Annotated in this window: 17 protein-coding genes; 6 read left to right on the forward strand and 11 right to left on the reverse strand. The window is 44.4% G+C overall.

What is annotated here, in order from left to right; all coding sequences use genetic code 11:
* Nucleotides 1-124: 124 nt before the first annotated feature.
* A complete protein-coding gene (locus A142_RS13620) occupies nucleotides 125-808 on the reverse strand; it encodes an SH3 domain-containing protein (protein ID WP_019821929.1) in 684 nt (227 codons plus the stop codon).
* Between the two features lie 96 nt (nucleotides 809-904).
* Between A142_RS13620 and A142_RS13625 the strand changes: the two genes are divergently transcribed.
* Nucleotides 905-1,480: a hypothetical protein gene (locus tag A142_RS13625; protein WP_019821931.1), complete on the forward strand. Its 576-nt coding sequence runs from the start codon at nucleotides 905-907 to the stop codon at nucleotides 1,478-1,480.
* Between the two features lie 269 nt (nucleotides 1,481-1,749).
* Nucleotides 1,750-1,992 carry a hypothetical protein gene (locus A142_RS13630; RefSeq protein ID WP_017062621.1) on the forward strand — a complete coding sequence of 81 codons (243 nt, stop codon included), beginning with the start codon at nucleotides 1,750-1,752 and terminating at the stop codon, nucleotides 1,990-1,992.
* A gap of 169 nt (nucleotides 1,993-2,161) precedes the next feature.
* Here the strand turns inward: A142_RS13630 and A142_RS13635 are convergent, their stop codons facing one another.
* Complete coding sequence (locus A142_RS13635) at nucleotides 2,162-2,620, reverse strand: Lrp/AsnC family transcriptional regulator (protein WP_019821936.1); 459 nt, start codon at nucleotides 2,618-2,620, stop codon at nucleotides 2,162-2,164.
* Between the two features lie 149 nt (nucleotides 2,621-2,769).
* Here A142_RS13635 and A142_RS13640 point away from each other — a divergent pair, with 149 nt between their 5' ends.
* Both A142_RS13640 and A142_RS13645 read left to right on the forward strand, forming a co-directional pair.
* Complete coding sequence (locus A142_RS13640) at nucleotides 2,770-3,699, forward strand: DMT family transporter (protein WP_029405425.1); 930 nt, start codon at nucleotides 2,770-2,772, stop codon at nucleotides 3,697-3,699.
* 158 nt (nucleotides 3,700-3,857) lie between these two features.
* Nucleotides 3,858-4,322: a hypothetical protein gene (locus A142_RS13645; RefSeq protein ID WP_017062624.1), complete on the forward strand. Its 465-nt coding sequence runs from the start codon at nucleotides 3,858-3,860 to the stop codon at nucleotides 4,320-4,322.
* A 49-nt stretch (nucleotides 4,323-4,371) separates the two neighbouring features.
* On the opposite strand, the gene A142_RS13650 is transcribed toward A142_RS13645, so the two are convergent.
* The 6 genes from A142_RS13650 to A142_RS13670 all read right to left on the reverse strand — a co-directional run bounded on the left by A142_RS13650 (nucleotide 4,372) and on the right by A142_RS13670 (nucleotide 8,736).
* Complete coding sequence (locus A142_RS13650; RefSeq protein ID WP_019821942.1) at nucleotides 4,372-5,745, reverse strand: sensor histidine kinase; 1,374 nt, start codon at nucleotides 5,743-5,745, stop codon at nucleotides 4,372-4,374.
* Between the two features lie 66 nt (nucleotides 5,746-5,811).
* Entirely contained in the window at nucleotides 5,812-6,543 is a 732-nt protein-coding gene (locus A142_RS13655; protein WP_019821944.1) for a response regulator transcription factor, read from the reverse strand.
* Nucleotides 6,544-6,624: 81 nt separating this feature from the next.
* Nucleotides 6,625-7,305 (reverse strand): spondin domain-containing protein, encoded by a 681-nt coding sequence (locus A142_RS13660; RefSeq protein ID WP_019821946.1) that lies wholly within the window; start codon nucleotides 7,303-7,305, stop codon nucleotides 6,625-6,627.
* 9 nt (nucleotides 7,306-7,314) lie between these two features.
* On the reverse strand, nucleotides 7,315-7,998 hold the full coding sequence (locus A142_RS13665; protein WP_019821948.1) for a spondin domain-containing protein: 684 nt from the start codon (nucleotides 7,996-7,998) through the stop codon (nucleotides 7,315-7,317).
* Nucleotides 7,991-8,131: a hypothetical protein gene (locus A142_RS25170; protein WP_162929959.1), complete on the reverse strand. Its 141-nt coding sequence runs from the start codon at nucleotides 8,129-8,131 to the stop codon at nucleotides 7,991-7,993. Before A142_RS25170 ends, A142_RS13665 begins: the two co-directional genes overlap by 8 nt.
* Nucleotides 8,132-8,394: 263 nt before the next feature.
* Nucleotides 8,395-8,736: a YggL family protein gene (locus A142_RS13670; RefSeq protein WP_008219317.1), complete on the reverse strand. Its 342-nt coding sequence runs from the start codon at nucleotides 8,734-8,736 to the stop codon at nucleotides 8,395-8,397.
* Nucleotides 8,737-8,990: 254 nt separating this feature from the next.
* Between A142_RS13670 and A142_RS13675 the strand changes: the two genes are divergently transcribed.
* Nucleotides 8,991-11,018, forward strand: a complete 2,028-nt coding sequence (locus A142_RS13675; RefSeq protein ID WP_019821952.1) for a PhoX family protein — start codon at nucleotides 8,991-8,993, stop codon at nucleotides 11,016-11,018.
* Between the two features lie 238 nt (nucleotides 11,019-11,256).
* Here the strand turns inward: A142_RS13675 and A142_RS13680 are convergent, their stop codons facing one another.
* The 3 genes from A142_RS13680 to A142_RS13690 form a co-directional block, all read right to left on the reverse strand.
* Nucleotides 11,257-11,877, reverse strand: a complete 621-nt coding sequence (locus A142_RS13680) for a LysE family translocator (protein WP_019821954.1) — start codon at nucleotides 11,875-11,877, stop codon at nucleotides 11,257-11,259.
* Nucleotides 11,878-12,013: 136 nt separating this feature from the next.
* The gene (locus tag A142_RS13685) at nucleotides 12,014-13,300 is read right to left on the reverse strand and encodes a DEAD/DEAH box helicase (protein ID WP_019821956.1); all 1,287 of its coding nucleotides are present in this window, start codon (nucleotides 13,298-13,300) and stop codon (nucleotides 12,014-12,016) included.
* A 182-nt stretch (nucleotides 13,301-13,482) separates the two neighbouring features.
* On the reverse strand, nucleotides 13,483-14,466 hold the full coding sequence (locus A142_RS13690; protein ID WP_017069160.1) for a CobW family GTP-binding protein: 984 nt from the start codon (nucleotides 14,464-14,466) through the stop codon (nucleotides 13,483-13,485).
* 552 nt (nucleotides 14,467-15,018) lie between these two features.
* Between A142_RS13690 and clcA the strand changes: the two genes are divergently transcribed.
* The gene (gene clcA, locus A142_RS13695; RefSeq protein ID WP_029405426.1) at nucleotides 15,019-16,425 is read left to right on the forward strand and encodes a H(+)/Cl(-) exchange transporter ClcA; all 1,407 of its coding nucleotides are present in this window, start codon (nucleotides 15,019-15,021) and stop codon (nucleotides 16,423-16,425) included.
* The last annotated feature ends 210 nt before the right edge of the window (nucleotides 16,426-16,635 follow it).

Genomic DNA, 16,635 nt, shown 5'->3' on the forward strand with positions numbered 1-16,635 from the left:
TATATAACCTTCGATATAATTAACGTTCTAAATGGGGAGGATGAACATTATGAATAGACAAAAAATCCCACTCAACCTATGAGTGGGCTTTAGTAAATAGCATTATTAAATAGAGCGTGGGATCTTACTTCGTAAATATTTCATTTGTATTTACATCAAAATAAATTTTGTTTTCAAGGGATAACCCACCACAATAAATAAAATAAACATCTCGATTGCTGTACTTAACAGATTTCACCCATCCGCCCAATTCTTCAAAATCACTTGGGGCACACTCCCCTTCAGAGATCAGTTTAGCCACCGAATTACGGAATTTTTCTTGATGGATCTTGAGATCATCAGACTTAACCAAATAGGAATCCAATATCTCTTTGCTTTCTTTTTCCGAAATAATGACTTCATCATTCGATAAGCCTGATATAGAGACCCATTCCGCCGTCTGTGGGCCGCCATCTTTAAGGACAATATAGTCTGAGATACGAGCCCATTCGCCCTGCTTCTCGAGTACCTCAACCTTTTCCCCTTTATAGAGATAATCTGTTATCAAGCCATCAATTTCAGGTTGCTCGACCACTTCTAGTTTTCTCTCCAAAACGTAAAATTCCGTCTGCTCTGGTTCAGGCTGAAGATCCATGATGGGTACGAGGTCAGATTCAGATTGCTCGGTAGCTTCTAACGCCGGCTCTTCCGTTTTCTCTTGTGGGATTGGGTCTTTATTCATGACCAAGAAGTAGTATGCCGCTCCTCCCCCTCCGCCCAATATCAACAACACAAGTAAAGCGATCAGCGCTTTTTTCATCAAATCCACCAGCTGTTCCGTTATAGGTATGTCTCAAGTGTACATCAACTCATGCAGCTGCTCATCTATACTCTCAATAGAGCGCACGGTAAGTAGAGGAAAGTCATGAGTTTTTGGGGGAAGGTTATCATTGTAAGCGTAACTTTGAGTGCCAATGTCGCTCTAGCGAATCATTGTGACCGTGAAAACTGGCAAATGCTGCTGGATCGTCAGCTCTCTTTTGAAGGTCGCTATAATCAGTACACCAAAGAGTTCAACCAAGTTCTCTCAACCTATGAATCACAAACATTATTATCTAAACACTTTAATGAAAAGCAGATCATTGCTCTTTGGGCAAAGTACGAAGAAAGGTTTAATGTGCAGCTCAATAGTCATATGAATACCGCGTATGACGTCTCTGAGGTTTTGTTACAACAGGCATATGTTGTGTCTACAGAACTTGAAGGCGCTCAATCTCTAGCGTATTCATGGAAAGCCGTCGCCAAACACTGCACCAAAGCAAAACTCCCGCGCCAGGCAGAAAGCGCAAAGGTGCACGTACAAAGCTCACAATCACTCTCCCGAGATCTCCATACACTCAGTGAAAAATTCCGTCAGCTGTCTTCAAAATACCGCAGAGAAGCGACGATGATTGATGAAGCGCGCCACATAAACCAACCAGTAAACGATGCGTCAAACTGAAATCACCATTAGATTCTCTCACTCGTTCGACTGGACTTTTCCGATAAATATGCTCAATCCCATTCATAATATTCTAAGAACTCGTTAATCAAAGCTTTATCAATAGGTTGTAAAAGTAATGTGCTATCTATCAACAATGAAGTTCAATTTCCGACCAATGCAAGCGAGTATGTGAGATATTCATCACAAAATAGATTTACAAACGCCAGAAAATTGTTATCATGAATCTTCATATAACTTAATAACAAGAAACATTTTGGCTAGGTAATATGCAAAAGACTATGGCTTTCAACTGCTTGAGTAACACGGAATGGACTGCAGAGATAAGAGGTAAACTTTTATCTGTAGCTAAACACATGGAAGAGTTCGGTTCAGTAAGTGAGCTAGAGCTATGTAAGATATTTGGAGAGACAATTTGGAATGACGGCGTGGATTATCATTCACATGCTTTTTCATTCAGAATTAATGCACAAACTGGGGATTGTTCAATCTCTAACTTTAAGTATCACTAAGTTTTGCACCTATCATATACGGAGTACCTTTCACGAGGTGCTCCGTTTTTTATTGCCGTGAGTTTGGCATCTTGTGAAAGATCTTTGGTCATCTTCGCATTGTTATTCAAAGATCAAACCATTTCGTTTTCAGCTCATTCTGCCTTCGTGTTATTGCTCCGAGTTTGGCTTAATCGGTATAAATTGGCAGTGGTGCATTGCCTTTTACTTGTCTAATCGCAAGGTGAGTATGAATGTCTTTCACGTTAGAGAGCCTTTGAAGTTTTCTTGTAAATGCCTCGTAGGCCATCAAGTTCGGGCTAACCACTTCTAGCAAATAGTCATAAGCCCCAGATACGACGTGGCAACTGATCACCTCCTCCATCTCTACAATGGCCGCTTCAAACTTATCAATCGACACTTCTTGGTGGTTGTTTAGGCTCACTTCAACAAACACACTCATTGCGATGCCGACTTGTTCTCGTGACAAGCTCACACGATAACCGTCAATAATGCCCTTTTCTTCTAGCCTTTTGACTCGTCTTGCACAAGGCGAAGGTGATAACCCCACTTCATCAGCAAGTTCAGCCGTGGTTAACCTGCCATCTTTTTGTAGCAGTTCGAGAAGATGTCTATCAATTCTATCCATAGCAAATGCCAAACATTAGTTAAATCCGTTAATTATTTGGTTGATTTTAGCAGAAATCATCAACGATAGTTCAAGTTAGGCCAAAAATTGCCAACCTGTGGCACAACAACTATTCCATAATGAGTCATCACCCACTCTCCTTCAATATTATGAATCTTGGCTACTTATCTATTACTGTCACCCTACTCATTTGGGCGAGCTTTTTCCTGTCTCTTAAAGGCGGTGCAAATTCAGATTTAACACCTGCCGATATCGCTCTCACAAGATTTCTCATACCGGCTTTGGTGTTATTACCTTTGGTGTGGAAAGCACGCATCGCGATTGCCGTCGTCCCTAAACGATATCTAACGGGTATGTTTGTGGGTAGCGGGTTGCCTTATTTGCTTGTTGCAGGAACGGCGATGCAGTTTGTTCCAGTATCACATGGCAGTGCTCTTGTTCCGGGCACGCTCCCTCTGTTTGTCACAGGAATTGCGGTACTCTTTTTTAAGCAGCCACTCAGCCGACACCGTGTTATCGGTTTATGTTTGGTTTTGCTCGGCATACTGTTGTTTTTAGGGAGTAGCTTAAGCAGCTTCAACTTTGAATACACCAAAGGTCATTTGTTGTTTTTATGCGGAAGCTTAATGTGGGCGATGTTCACCATCTCAGCCCGTGTTGCTAATCTTAATGCGTTAGTCAGTGCCGGTTTTATTTCTCTCTGTTCTACTTTACTGTTACTCGTCCTAATCCTGACTGAAACCCTCCCAAGCCACCTAATGGACACACCAATCGATAATTGGCCCTTCACGGAGCTTGCCGTTCATTCAGCAGTGCAAGGCGTTGGGGCGGGTTTAATCGCGGCGTTCACTTACCTTTATGCGGTTAATACCTTAGGGGCTGAACGCTCTGCCGCTTTTGGCAGTGCAACACCCGCTGTAGCAACCTTGTTGGCGATCCCGCTCTTTAACGAGATTCCAGATGCGATGACTTGGCTCGCCCTTGGTTCTATTTGCATCGGCAGTTTGGTCGCGAGCAACATATTCATGAGAAACGATCAGTCCATGCAGTACCAACCGCCAAGCCAGAGCAAAGCCTGATACTGCGTTCAAACCTAAATACAGTTCCCCTAAGCATCGATTTTAGGACTTGTAGTACACAGATAAGCCTACAAACGTAGGCTTATCTAAAATCTGCTTTTTCTAAACTCGCTTCTCCATTAAACTGTCCGACCTTTTTGCAGATCCAAGAGAACACCATGCAACGCGACTACACCTTAAATTGTTTAATCACAATGCCTCGCCATGAACTAGAAGAATTTAGTTTAAGGATGATCCATCGCCTTGTTCCTGAAGATGCAATGACAGAATTGTTCACGTTCGAACAAGAAGAAGTGACCAGCGAAGAACGCATGCAGTCGGCAAAATTCGATGCAATGCTGCGAATGACGGCTATTGCACTTGGCGAAGTAAACCTAGCGTTTTCTGAGTCGGACAACTCACAACAAAACATCGAGCGTATGACTCGCCTACTGCTTTGGCACTTCTACTCGATCTCTTTCAACCTTGAAGAAGCAATCGCAATCGAAGTGCACTGTGAGAAAGTTGAGAAGATCTTAAAAAACGCACCTAAAGATGCGTTTGGCTGGGTTAAAGAATTAACTGAGCTGCTTCACTTCTACGCGAAAGTGAACGAAGGCAACGAAGACAGTAAAGACGCTTAGCGTTAGTTCTACGTAAGAACACATCAAGCTAAACCGAAGGCAGACAGAGCTATAGCGAAGGCAAGTAAAAGCTTTGCTGAAAGGAGTTCTCTGCCTTTGTTGTTTCTAGCACGCTGTGATGTAACATCAGTATCGACTGCGCGATTTTAGTGCCGATACCTAACGAACCATTCGGCGCTTCCTGTTCAACCTCATTATGAATCACCACCTTCACCCGTTTTGGATCCGCTTTAAAACCAACATCTAACGACACCGCGGTGCCACTTGGACTATGCCTCAATGCATTATCTAACAGGTTCAAAATCAATCTCTCAAGCAAATCACTGTCACCAGCTGCTTTTACTCCATCAGGTATATCAACCTTAAGTTCGACATCTTTATGGCGGTACTGACTCTGAATCGTTTCTAAGCACTCGCTAAGCAACCCATTCAAATCTATCGATGCGTATCGATAGGTGGGAACTGGATTATCATTCTTGGCGCTATCTAGCAGCGAATGGAGTTGTTCAGACAACTTGTTGCCATTACGGTAAGCAACGTCAATTAACGGGTCTGATTGCGGGTTTTGAATCTTCCACGTTTCCAAATAACCCAACACACTCGACAATGGCGTTTTCAAATCATGACTGAGCTGTAATAAGCTTTGTCTTCGGTGTGATGACTGATATTCAAGTTGCAAAAATTGCTGTTGAATGTGCTTCGCCATCAACTGATACGAGCGTGCAATCGGCACCAATTCTGGTACTTGATGAATGAAGTTCGGATCCAATCGAAAATCTTGGTCTGCTTGCTGTTGCAACTTGTTAGTTACTGCTTCTATTGGGTTTAACAGGCTACGTTTGACCAACAGATAAGCCCCAACCGCAAAACCTAAGATAGAGATCAGCATGAGCCCCGCGAGCGCGATGTATGGCGTGTCGACCTGCGAATTGGCAATCACAGTGTGACGATTACTGCCAATCAAAACGTAAAGATAGCCAACGGTCGAACCTAGCTCTTCAATCGCTGCCACAGAAAACACCTTACGAGCCCCGGGATTGATCGGATCTTCCCCCAGAATGGGATAAGGCTCGTCCTTTAAAAACTGTTGAATGGGCGCTAAGTCTATCTGGTTGGCTAACACAGTGCCTTCCGGCGCAGCATGAGTCGTAATTTTGCCCTGACTGTCGAGGAAATAGATATCGAAATCTGGCCCTATCAACATCAAGGTGTGGAATATGGATTTGAGCGCTTTAGGGTTGTAGTCGGTACCAATCATCAGAGGATTATCGTCGCGCATATGAACGGCGAGCTCTTTGTGTAGGCTCTGCTTAGTTCTTTGTTCTATAGTCTCTTTTTGCCAATGATAGGTGTAAGCAATCACCACACTCACGAGCAGAAACCACAAACTGGTGAACAAAACTAAACGCGATTTGAAACTCATGTTCTCTCCTCGATGACTCTTAGGTGTTACTGGCTTTTTAGTAAACTTCGGACGCGACACATAGACCTAAGCTTTTGACTCAAACTTATAACCAACACCCCAAACGGTTTTAATGAAATCATCATCACTATTCGGCATCGCAAGCTTGGTTCTTAGACGGTTGACTGTGCTACACACGGTATGATGATAGCCAGAGTGATGAGTATTCCAAACATGATCGAGCAGCTCGTCTTTGCTATACACACGTCCCGGGCGGTTTGCTAAGAAATGAAGTAAGGTAAACTCGGTAGCGGTCAGCGGTACGTCTTGATTATTGAGTGACACCTGATGGCGTTCAGGTTGAATAGTGAGCCCGCCAAAATTCATAATTGATTCTGTTGTCACAACCTCTTGAGTGGCTGATTCGACATGACTTAAACGGCGAAGTACGTTCCTCACTCTTGCTTGAAATTCAAGAACGCTGAAAGGTTTCGTTATGTAGTCATCAACACCGGCTTCTAAGCCAGACACCTTATCTAGCTCAGTGTCTCTTGCTGTAAGCATTAGCACAGGCGTCCAGTCTTCTTGCTGGCGTAACAATCGACAGAAATCGAGACCATCGCCGTCAGGTAAGCCTCGATCAAGCACGATCAAATCAAACTGGCTTCTCTGATATAACGCTTGAGCCTTTTCAATTGAGTCGGTTCTTACAACATCATGCCCTTGGAACTTAAGATGCATATGCACCAGTTCAGCCAAGTCATCATCGTCTTCAACCAACAATATGTTTGCCATCAAATTTACCGCAGCACTATTCATGATCCCTGCTCTATTCTGAGTCTGCCCACCTTTCAATTGACCGGAACAGAGCAGGAATTCTTTCATCGTACTTTGACCCTGTTACTCAGTTCGAGTAATGGTGATTCTTGCACCGGGGTTAAGGAAACGATGATTGGCACTTAAAGTAGAAGTCGTAAGGCCGTCATCTTGGCTAATTACGCCAGAGTGGAAACTCACCACATCGGTGTCGTCTCGTGTGGTATTAAACCCTTCACCACCGCCTGCTGGTCCTGGAATCGTTGCAGCAAGCTCATCGTTCAGCTCAGTTCCCGAATCCCACACATTCATGTTCATGGTAAAGGTATCACCCACCGCCAAGGACTTGAGCGATAAACCGGATTCGCCGACAAACGCATCATTGGTGTTCACCAACATTGAAGCGACGGAGATATACCCTTCTTGATTTGGGTCGACACGAATAGAGACTGTGTCTTGCTCACCTGAAAGAATCAGTCCATTGCCTGAGATGCCTTGATAAACATTGGCGTCACTGTCACTGAGCGCAAGCAATTGTGCATTACTGCCCCCTTCCGCCAAGTATTCAAGATCGACCGAGGCACTTTGCCCGATTTCAAACAGATTGAAGCTATTATTGTGAGTCAATACCGCGAGTGGCGACATCGGCTGGTTTGGAGTGAGGTTAGTTACACTCACATCATAGCGATAGTAATCGTCGTCATCGTCCGGACAACCTGCTAACACAGCTACTGATGCAGCAATAAATAGAATTCTAGCTTTCATACATCCCCCTTACTTCACAACAATGGTGATAGTTGCAACAGGGTTTAACCAACGATGGCTGCTGCTATCGAGGTCACTGATGCCGCCCGCCGCATCACTATCACCAATGTTACCCGGATGAATATGAACCTTAGCGTTTGATACTGCCGTTTCTACACCTGTACCACCAGCGCCAAAGGTAATGAATGGAGGGTTCGGCATGCTGCCCGCCAGCTCATCATTGGCCTCTGTACCCGCATCATAACCATTTAGAGTCACTTTGTAGGTGCCCGCTTGAGTTGGGATTTTCCAGCTATCTAGACCAACAAAGCCGTCATTGGTCGGCAGTAGCATGGCACCCAATGATAGGTACTCTAGATCACCAGTACTGATATCAAACGTAGTTGCGACGCCCGGGTTGAGGATTCCGGCCGCTGGATTCTCAACCACCACGCCTCCTGCGTTAGCAATGACACCAGATAAACCTGAAATATCGCCACCTTCGGCCATGGATTCTAGTTCCGCAGAAGTCGTTTCACCCGTTCTAAACATGAACAAGCTTGAGTCATGAGCCGCCGCTAAAATAGGGGTAAAATAGATTCCTTTCGTTGCATTGGTCACCGTCACCTCTAGCTGTGCTGCTTGAACCTGTGCTGTTCCAAAGGCCAACATAGCAGAGCTAACCACTAAGCTGATTTGAGTTCGTTTATTCATTTTGATTCCATCCTTTATCGAGTCCTATCGTTGCCAACAAAACAAATAACAGCGATATACCGTTACCTTTGCCAGAACGAATTGTGGTGTTGTTGACTCTAAGAATGGCGATCAAATCTATCAGCAACTTCATTGAATTCTCATAAAACTCTCACAAGTTTATTCAAACTTCTTACAGCTAAGAAAAGTAACAGTAAAGCGCTGATATTTATTCGAAAACCATAGTTTCACTAACTTCCTGTGAAGCTATAAAGAACAAAGTATGAAGAATAATGGGACGCAACAAACGCAAAAAGGCCGAATCGATATACCGATTCGGCCTTTGTTTTAAAGTGTTGTTGCTCATTCTAAAAGCCGTAATCGGCCTTCAAATTAAGCTAACAGCACAACATCAATTTAGAATGCGTAGTTTGCGTCAATAAGTTCGCTAACTTCAACTTTCGTTACTTCAGCACGCGCTTCAAGCCACTGTGCAACTTGCAGTTGCTCTGCTTCAGTTACTGAACGGTATCGCTCGATAGAGCATAAGAAACCTTCAAACAGCTCAAGGCCACCGCCACCAAAGCATAAGCCGATGCTGTCGATGAAATCGATGAACTCGTCAATGAACACATCGTATTGGTCAAAATCAGCAATCGATGTCTTGCAGCTTACTTCAAAACCCAGAATCGCGAATTCACCTAGGTATAGCTTTTTGCGTAGGCGACGATTTTTGTTTTCGATTTTATCTAATTTCATAACTGTCTCTCTTTTCATTTGATTAAGCATTTATACACAGTTCCAACGCAATCCCCAAGTGTCTTGTCTTGCATGAGAAGTGTTATGGCAAAAATCGTGCTACAGAAACAAAAGCTTAATAAAAACTATAAAAATCTGTCACTTAACTGCTTCACGATTGGTCACACATTTACCCAAGTTATTAACCAATTCGTTAGTACGCGGGTAAGTCATAAATAACGAATAATAAAGTCAGCCAATAGGAAGCAGTCGCGATGAGCAAGGAAACATTTGACAGCACTCGTTTTAACAAGAGTAAAAACAAACCCTTCGAAGAAGTTCTAGATGCAAACCTTTCAAGAAGAAACGTATTAAAAGGCGGTTTAGGCATCAGTGCTATGACGGCGTTCGGCGCGTTTGGTTTAGCGGGTCACAGCACAGCTAACGCCGCAACAATGCAAGCAACGGGCGCGCAGAAAAGCACCGCAACGCTAGCATTTGAATCGGTTAAAGGCTCATTAACTGACAGTGTTGTCGTACCGAAAGGCTACACAGCACAAGTGCTCGTTCCTTGGGGCACGCCACTTAACAAGCAAGGTAATGCTTGGTTAAAAGACGGTACAAACAACGCACAAGACCAAGCCAACGCACTGGGAATGCACCACGATGGTATGCACTTCTTCCCGCTCGATGGCAACAGCAATGATGGTTTGTTGGTGATCAACCACGAATACATCGACCAAAAAGCCCTGCACGCTAATGGCCCTACATACAATGAAGGCGCTCGTCCTAACATTGATGAAGTACGCAAAGAGATTAACGCACACGGCGTGAGTGTGGTTCGCGTTAAGCTTGAAGGTAATCAATGGGTAATGGTCGACAACGATCCGCTTAACCGCCGCTACACAGGCGCGACCGTAATGGATCTTTCTGGCCCTGTCGCTCACAGTGAGTTTACCAAAACCAAATTCTCACAAGACGGCAGCCAAGCTCGTGGCACATTGAATAACTGTGGCAACGGCTACACTCCTTGGGGCACTTACCTAACTTGTGAAGAGAACTGGCCAGGTTACTTCGTCAATAAAGGTACAACGACACAAGCTCAAGAACGTATCGGCATCGCTACTGACAAAACTCGCTACGGTTGGGACACGCTTTCTGGTGACAAACAAGAACGCTTGGATGAGTTTGCACGCTTTGACGTAACACCAACCGCTGATTCTCCAATGGACGATTACCGTAACGAAGCACACGGCCACGGCTACATCGTTGAAATCGACCCATACACAGCAAACTCACGTGCGAAGAAGCGCTCTGCTCTAGGCTGCTTCCGTCATGAAGGTTGTACGTTTGGTAAGCTAACCGAAGGCGAGCCGATCGTATTCTACTCAGGTCACGATTCTCGTTTCGAATACCTCTACAAATTTGTTTCTGAAGCGAAATGGGACCCACGTGACGCTGAGCCAAACAATCGCCTAAGCGCAGGCGACAAGTACATGGACAAAGGCACGCTTTACGTCGCTAAGTTCAACGACGACGGTTCAGGTACATGGTTACCGCTAGCACTTAGCAGCAAAACCACTAACGGTGGCAAGCTGGGTGATACGTTTGACTCTCAAGCTGCCCTTATCGTGAATACCGCAGGTGCAGCCGACCTTGTAGGCGCAACGCCAATGGATCGCCCTGAATGGTGCTCTGTAGACCCAATGACAGGTACCGCTTACCTAACGCTAACAAACAACAACAAGCGTAAAGAAGCGAACTCAGCGAACCCTCGCGTCAACAACAAGTTTGGTCATGTTATCCGTTGGGATGAAGGCAAAACGGCGAGCGAATTCGATTGGGATATCTTTGTATTCGGTTCACCTGCAGTGGAAGACAAGTCTATCAACCGCTCTGGTCTAACAGACATGAACCAATTCGCGAGTCCTGATGGCTTAGCGTTTGATGCTCGTGGCATCTTATGGATTCAGACAGATAACGGCGCAGACGAAGTAACTGGCTACACCAATGACCAAATGCTGGCTGTGGTTCCGTCTCAGTTAACAGATGATAAAGGCAACAGCGCGGTAATCGATGCTAACAACCAAACACAACTGAAGCGCTTCTTTGTGGGTCCAAACGGTTGTGAAGTGACTGGCTTTACCATCAGTCCAGACTTCAAATCACTGTTTGTGAACATTCAACACCCTGCAAACTGGCCATCGTCTGAAGATGCAACTGCACAAACTCAAGGCAATGTTCGCCCAAGAGCATCAACGGTTGTGATTCGTCGTGCAGACGGTGGTGAAATTGCGGTTTAATACGCAAATCTAGCTAAGGTCAGTAATCTGACTGCTATATATAGCTAGGTAAAACCAAAAAGAGCGATAAGGCCAACTGCCCTATCGCTCTTTTTCTATTCTATCAATCTTCGGTTGAAACAAGAATCTTAGCCCACGAACTCATCATCCCAATTGTTCGTCATCCTCGAGAAGGAGGAACGACTGAGTCGGGGATCTCTCTACCCGTTCTCGTTAATCTCAATACCGTTAATCACAGTTAACTCACGAACAACCACACACCTACGCCCATCATCAAGGTGCCCGCAATGCGGTTCATTAACTTAACGTTATCGGCTTTGCCCAGCATATGTTTTAAGCTCTTTCCACCTGTCGCGTACAGAGTCATGCAAACAAATTCAGAAGCTAAGATAATAGAAACCAGAATCATCAACTGAGGTGCTAAATCTTTACTGCTGTTGATAAATGGAGGCAGCAGAGAAATCATAAACGCCCAGCCTTTCGGGTTTGCAATCGCAGTAACAAAGCCTTGAACCACCAAGTCCCAATCATTGCTGACTTTGGTTGTTTGATTATCAGTACTGATCGCCAGTTTTCCTCTTGAACGCCACATCTGAACACCCAAGTAGAACAAGTACCCTGCACCCACAAACTTGAAGCCTGTAAACAGCCATGGGTAGTTCAGCATGATAGATGCGATACCCAATACCGCGGCAATAGAAACCACAGCGACACCAGCCAATTCACCGATCATCATCCATAATGTGCGCTTGTATCCAACACTCATTCCTAGCGTCAAAGCCAAAGTCATACACATACCGGGCGTGATTGATACAAAGAAAAACGTGGGAATAAAAGCCCAAAGTAGCGCGCTATCCATATTATTACCTTATCGAATTATTTTTATTTGAGTGTTCAGCTTGTTGAGTTGTCTTTGTAAGGAGCGACCTTGTATTTAGCGACACAACGAAAAAGAGCCACAATACAGTGGCTCTTTTTGAGTACCAACCGTAATTTTACTTACGACGGTTTTTAATTCGCTTCATCATAGTCAAACGACGTTCAGCACTTGCTTGATCTTGTGGCTCTTCGTTCGCGTTGTTCTTACGGCCCTGACGGTTTTTGTAAGCCGATTTAGTGTTCAGCTTCTCAATGTAAGCATCACGTTTCTTCGGTTCATAACCCGGTTGTTCAACACGGCGAATACGCTGTTGAATCAATTTTTCAACTTGAACAACAGTCAGCTCTTCTTCGCGATTAACGAAAGAGATTGCGTGACCTTGTTTACCAGCACGACCTGTACGGCCAATACGGTGAACGTAATCTTCCGCAAGGAAAGGCATATCGTAGTTAATTACGTGTGGTAAGTCTTCGATATCAAGACCACGAGCCGCAACGTCTGTTGCTACCATTACACGCGCTCTGCCTTCTTTAAAATCGTCTAAAGCACGACGACGAGCGCTTTGCGCTTTATCACCGTGACAAAGTACCGCTTTAATACCGTCTAGCTTAAGCTCTTTAACGACATCGTTCGCTGTTTCTTTGTAGTTCACGAACACAAGCACTTGGCGCCAGTTTTTACGGCCAATAAGCTCAGAAAGCAGTTCAGTTTTACGTTCTTGATCCACTGGGTAAACCACGTGACCAACAGTTGCAGCCGTTGAGTTTTCACGCTCAACACTGATACGTTTTGGTTTACGTAGAATATCAACAGACAATTGGTTTAACTGAGTTGAAGTCGTCGCTGAGAACATCATGATTTGTGGAGAGGTCTCAACATCCAACATGATCTTGCGAACGGCATTGATAAAGCCCATATCAAGGATACGGTCAGCTTCATCAAATACTAAGAATTCTAGGTTAGCAATAGACACGTTACCCGCTTCTAAGTGCTCTTCTAAACGGCCAGGCGTTGCAACCAGAATATCGACACCCAGTTCTAGTTGACGAACTTGTGAAGACATCTTGTTACCACCGTAAACCGCAGAAACGCTTAGATCCGTGTATTTAACGTAGTCTTTAATGTTTTGAGCGATCTGCGCAGCAAGTTCACGAGTTGGAGCAAGAATAAGGCCGCGAGCCGTTCCTCTAGACGCCTTTTTACCACTGTTCAAAAGGTGTTGGATAACAGGCAATGAAAATGCCGCTGTTTTACCCGTACCGGTTTGAGCAGTAGCAAAAATATCATGGCCTTTACGAGCCATTGGAATCGCTTTTTGTTGAATTGGAGTGAGTTTTTCATAACCACACTCAGTCAACGCTTTGACTAATTCAGGAGCAAAACCTTGAGAGGAAAATGACATTGTTACGGGTTCCTTAAGCAGACAGCCTACATTCTTATTTCAGCCGAGCACTATAAAGTAATTAGAGTGATTTATCTCACATTTATCGTGATATAACGCAAACTTTCTCATTTAATCTGGTGTTTATCCCGCCTTCAACGAGGTAAACACCAAGATCCTTGGTTCAAACAGCAAAAACAGGGCTATTTGATGCCACACAGCTTGAGTAGAATCTGCTCGAGATCGCCCCATGGCATGAGCTGAGAGTCGATCACTTCCAGACGAGACTCAAAGCCATCAAGCGTAATTTCGTTCACAGACACGACTTGATTCGCCACATTGAATGCGTAGCAACCTTGGTCGGTGTTCACGACGGCTTTTACACGTTCAGCGGTTAGATCCGACAACATAGAGAATAGCGCATCGAAGTCGAACTTATGCTCTGCGCCAAACAACCAACCACAACTGAAATAGCCCTGCCCTTTATTCTCTTTACGGATGAAGGCTTCACCGGGAGGAAGTTGGAATTGAGGCTCTTGTTCAGCGTGATCGTGATGATGTGCTTCAATATGAGAGGAAGCACTGCCGTATACTCTTTCAATGTCTAACACTTCCAATGGCACTTCACCGTCATGGATTAGCTTGTGGAAGACTTTTGCTGGCGTTTGATCCGTCACCCAATCGTTAAACACATCGATGTCTTCAGAATGAACAAGGTCAACCTTAGTACCAAGAATCACATCTGCACTATTTAGTTGATCATTAAAATTCTGATTCGAGGTGTACTTTTCATTAGACAGATTTCGTGGGTCAACCAAACCAAGCGTCGCTTTTAAATCAACATAAGGCGTGTACTGATCGGAAGTCAGTGTCGCAATCACTTGTTTAGGGTGACCAAGCCCTGTCGGCTCAATCAATAAACGGTCTGGTTTTTGGCGAAGTAAGGCATTAATACCTACCGACATCGGCACGCCCGCAGTACAACACATGCAGCCACCCGGCACTTCTTTAATTAAAGCGCCTTGATCTGTCATCAATGCACCGTCAATACCGATTTCCCCGAACTCATTAACCAGAACAGCCCAGTTTTCATTCTCAGGTTTATTTTTTAGCAGGTTCAAGATGGCTGTCGTTTTACCAACACCCAAGAAACCCGTAATGATGTTTGTAGGAACTTTTTTAGTCATATCAGTTCTCCTTTTTAAGGGAGTATATACTCAATCACCAAAAAGTTGACCCCAATCGATTGTTTACACTGAGATTCGTTAATAGAGGTTGGTGCGAAAACAATCAGAAGAGATAAAGCAGTAGAAGCGGAATGAGGAAATGGGATGCTCCAGACGAACTAAAGGCGTACTTACTCAGTACGCCTCACCCTCGTTACTCAATCGTGAGTTCGCGAATCAGGAAGCCTTAAATATCGACCTGAACATTTAACGAGGAACTAAAACTTTGTTTCTGAATCCATCCAAATTGTGTGTAAAACCTCACTTCTCCTTGCGGTTCGTTATGTTGCTTTACGATTTAACTATGGTTCATTTTTGGGGATATTCAAGCCACCGCCAGAGAATCGATCAAAATTGTGACGGTGATTCCACTATTGACCATAGATTCCATTTATGTAACACGTACATTCCATAAATGAAATTCAACTTTTCATCTTTGTTGCTATAGGATATGCAGAGGAAGCGTATAATTTAATGCAACCCCGCCTTAACTCATTCAGGAAACTTATCTCTATGACCAGAAGAGATAAAATTAAGCAGTCCTTACTAGCCAAAATGCCAAGGGATGCTATTAATCAATTTCTCTCAAGAGATAAGACCCCAGCTTCGGTTCTCTTTCTTTCTTGTATTGTGGGTGTACTTGCGGGTGTAGTGGGTACCTATTTTGAAGTTGCGGTTCATTTCATCACAGAAACTCGTACCGATTGGTTGAAAGATGAAATCGGTGGCCATTTACCACTTTGGCTTGCTGCTTTCCTTATTAGTGCTGCATTCGCCTTTATTGGCTATTTCCTCGTTCACCGCTTTGCCCCAGAAGCTGCTGGTTCAGGTATCCCTGAAATCGAAGGCGCAATGGACGGCATGCGTCCTGTTCGATGGTGGAGAGTATTACCCGTAAAATTCTTTGGCGGCATGGGCGCGTTAGGCTCTGGTATGGTGTTAGGCCGTGAAGGGCCAACCGTTCAAATGGGCGGCAGTATTGGTCGTATGGTCACAGATATCTTTCGAGTTAAAGATGATGACACTCGTCACTCACTGTTGGCTTCAGGTGCTGCTGGTGGTTTAGCCGCCGCATTCAATGCACCGCTAGCTGGCATCATGTTTGTGGTTGAGGAGATGAGACCACAGTTTCGCTACTCACTCATATCAATCAAAGCCGTCATCATCTCAGCAGTTTCGGCCAACATTGTATTTCGTTCTATCAATGGTCAATCTGCCGTTATTACAATGCCTCAGTACCAGCCACCTGAACTCGATGCACTTTGGTTGTTCTTGTTGTTAGGTGTGTTGTTCGGCCTGTTCGGTGTAATTTTCAATAAGCTGATCACGCTTTCCCAAGACCTGTTTGTGGCGATACACAAGAATGACCGTAAACGCTACTTGATGACAGGTACCCTACTTGGTGGTTGTTTTGGCTTGTTGCTACTTTATATACCTGAATTAACTGGTGGTGGTATTGGTATCATCCCGAACATCACGAATGGCAGCTACAGCGCCAATGTGTTGTTGTTGATTTTCTTAGGCCGAGTCCTCACAACCCTGCTTTGTTTCGGCTCTGGTGCGCCAGGCGGTATCTTTGCACCAATGCTTGCGCTAGGAACACTCTTTGGTTACGCGTTTGGGCTTATCGCAGCGGCATTCTTTCCTGAACTGAATATTGAACCGGGTATGTTTGCCATTGCTGGCATGGGAGCATTATTCGCCGCCACCGTTCGAGCGCCTATCACTGGTATTCTGTTGGTTATAGAAATGACCAATAACTACTACTTGATCCTGCCGTTGATCATCACCTGCTTAGGTGCGGTAATCATTGCTCAAATGTTAGGTGGGCAGCCAATTTACAGTCAACTGCTTAACCGTACGCTGAAAAACGAAAAACTAAGACAACAAGATCTCCCTCAGAAAGAGGAAGTACGTTAATTACAAATGACTCATGAAAAAAAAGCACACATTCAACGTGCTTAATCTCCCGATTCCGTATCAAAATCAAAAAAGCAAACGTTAAACTTGGTATCATCCACTCAAAATTAGTTGAGTGCCCTCAAAATCTATTGATGAAAGACCTACACACTCTAACTAAAGCAAATAATCTAAAAGTCTTTAATTAACTAAGTCGGAGTAAGTCGTTGA

The organism is Vibrio splendidus 12E03, from assembly GCF_000272105.2.
In the GTDB taxonomy this organism is placed as follows: domain Bacteria; phylum Pseudomonadota; class Gammaproteobacteria; order Enterobacterales; family Vibrionaceae; genus Vibrio; species Vibrio splendidus_I.